General features: G+C 70.0%; 3 protein-coding genes. All 3 read left to right on the top strand.

Features of this window, described 5'->3' with window-relative positions:
- The first annotated feature begins 35 nt into the window (after nt 1–35).
- The 3 genes from I5I_RS17190 to I5I_RS12480 all read left to right on the top strand — a co-directional run bounded on the left by I5I_RS17190 (nt 36) and on the right by I5I_RS12480 (nt 2,089).
- Nucleotides 36–449: a hypothetical protein gene (locus tag I5I_RS17190; protein WP_036320174.1), complete on the top strand. Its 414-nt coding sequence runs from the start codon at nt 36–38 to the stop codon at nt 447–449.
- A gap of 187 nt (nt 450–636) precedes the next feature.
- On the top strand, nt 637–828 hold the full coding sequence (locus I5I_RS12485) for a hypothetical protein (RefSeq protein ID WP_036320171.1): 192 nt from the start codon (nt 637–639) through the stop codon (nt 826–828).
- A 355-nt stretch (nt 829–1,183) separates the two neighbouring features.
- On the top strand, nt 1,184–2,089 hold the full coding sequence (locus I5I_RS12480; protein ID WP_036320168.1) for a P22 phage major capsid protein family protein: 906 nt from the start codon (nt 1,184–1,186) through the stop codon (nt 2,087–2,089).
- The last annotated feature ends 220 nt before the right edge of the window (nt 2,090–2,309 follow it).

Raw genomic sequence — 2,309 nt, 5'->3', positions numbered from 1 at the left:
ATTCGAGCTCGGTCCCGGGGATCCTCTAGAGTCCGATGACCTCGGCTGACGCCGACCGCATTCGGGCGGGCCTCGCCGCGAGCGCATCGGCGAGAGCAGACGCCTATGAAGGGCGCCGAGCGGGCATCGCCTCCCCCGTCGACCTCTTCACGTCCGACGGCGAAGAAGGACGCAAACCGTCCCTCGGCGACCTCGGCTACGCCACAGTGCGCGCCGACCGCCGAGGCCGCACGGTCTGGGACTCCGACCCGGCGCAGCACCGGCAAGCCTCCTACGCCTCGGAAGAGGCCGCGCGCATCCGTGAGGCATGCGTCCGAGACGCCGTGCGCGCCGTCCTCGCGTCGGCCCGCGTCCTCGGCATCTTCGACCCCGAAGACGTCGACATCGCCGGCGCTCGCGAGGTCGGCAACGCCCGCGCTGACGCAATCCTCGCGGCCCTCGTCGCGTAACCGAAACAGGCACCAACTTCTATAGATAGAGGGCTTCATCACGCGCGCCGACGCCGCGCCCTTTCCCGCTACCCCGGCCCCACGCCGGAGTCTCCCCCTCGGCGGGGGCGAGGCACCCTGACGGCCCCCGGCCTGCTCCTAGCGGAGTGAGCACGGGGGCCGCCCCAATTTTGCGCCAGGAGGCACCGTGGATTACCCCGACCCCGACCCCCGTCCCGGCCGCATCGCGGCCGCTTTGGGCACGTCTCGGGCTATCGCTCGTGGCCTGCTCGCTATAGATCGCGAGACCCGCAACGCGCTGCTCGCTGAGGTCACCCGTGTGGACTCTCACACGGCCCTCGCGTGGATGCGCCTGCAGCCCACCGTGACCCCCGCGTAGCTGCCACTGACTACCGCTCCGAGGCGTGAGTCCCTCGGGGCGGCTTCCCCTGTCGCGCCTAGGCGCGTCGCTCGCGTGACCGCACCGCGCCTAGCTAGCGCACCCGGTATCCCGAGCACCGGCTCTCCTCGTTCGCGATGCGGAGAGCCGTTCTCAGCGCTTTCTGGCGCATCCCCGGGCCCACGGCCACCCCCCGTAGCTCTTGGCGCGCCAGGCGCGCGCAGAGAGCTCGAGCGGCCGTGGGCCATCCCCGACCCCTACGGCAGGCCCTAGGGCGTCGCCCACCGCGAGACGCGGCTCCCACCCCTATTCCATCCGGCGCATTCCCGCGCCTCGCGCTCTCAAGGAGCCTCTCATGGCTAACGCCTTCAACCTCGATATCAAGCAGCTCGCTACCGTCGCCGCGCTCTTCGTAGGCAAGGACTTCAACCTCGCCAACCTCATCTCCACGGACGCCGCCTCGGGCTTCACCCGTGGACAGGGCGCTACCGTACGCATTCCCGTCCCGGCGGCGATCCCGACGCGCTCGAAGCCGATCAACGACAAGACGACCGCGCTCGTCGCGGACGAGCTCTCGGAGCAGTTCATCGAGGTCACCCTCGAAGATCACCTCTATAACCTGGCGATCCTGTCTGAGGGCGACCTCAGCCTCAACATCGCCGACTTCTCGCGTCAGGTACTCAAGCCGCAGACGCGGGCAATCGCCGCGAAGATCGAGGCCCTCGTAGCCGCGGAACTCTCCGCGACGCCCGCCGCCTCCGGCATCACCTACGCCGCAGCCACCCCGGCTAAGGCCTTCACCGCCGCGCGGCGTCGTCTCCGCGACAACGGCGTCACCGGCGACTCGCGCCTCGTGGCCGCCGTCGGATCTGACGTCTACGCCGACCTCCTCGACGCACCGACCGGCCAGGGCTTCGACGCCGACGGCAAGATGCGCGGCTTCGAGGTCATCGAGAGTACGCGCCTCGACGCGCAAGACCTTGTCGCCTTCGTGCCGCAGGCGTTCTCCCTCGTGGTCCGCGCGCCCGAGGTGCCGCAAGGTGCCGCGCACGGCGCATCCCTGACCACGCCGCTCGTCGAGAACGGTAGCCGTTCGTTCGCCGTCCGCCACGTCGTGGACTACGACAGCAACGTCGCCGCCGACCGCTCCCTCGTGTCGACCTTCGCCGCCGTCCAGGCCATGCCCCTCGCGGTCGACCAGGAAGACGGCACCGTCGACCTCATCGAGCACGGCGGAGCGGTTCGCATCACCAAGGCGTAACCACCCCCTCGAGGTTGCGTCCCGCTCGTCCCTGGCCCCGTGTATGGCGGGGACGAGCGCTCGCGGCTCGCGGCTCGCGGCTCGCAGCTTTCGTGTGCGTCGCGAGAGAGCGCGGCATCATGTTGCACTCATGCGCGGCGGCCCCATCTGTTTCCGAAGGAGCGTGCTCGACAATGGCTACCCTTCCCCCCTCCCTCGCGGCCCTCGAAAGCCGTCTCGG

This window comes from Microbacterium sp. B24 (assembly GCF_000333415.1).
Lineage (GTDB): Bacteria > Actinomycetota > Actinomycetes > Actinomycetales > Microbacteriaceae > Microbacterium.
The sequence above is the reverse complement of the archived record's forward strand: the minus strand, read 5'-3'. Positions and strand labels throughout refer to the sequence as shown.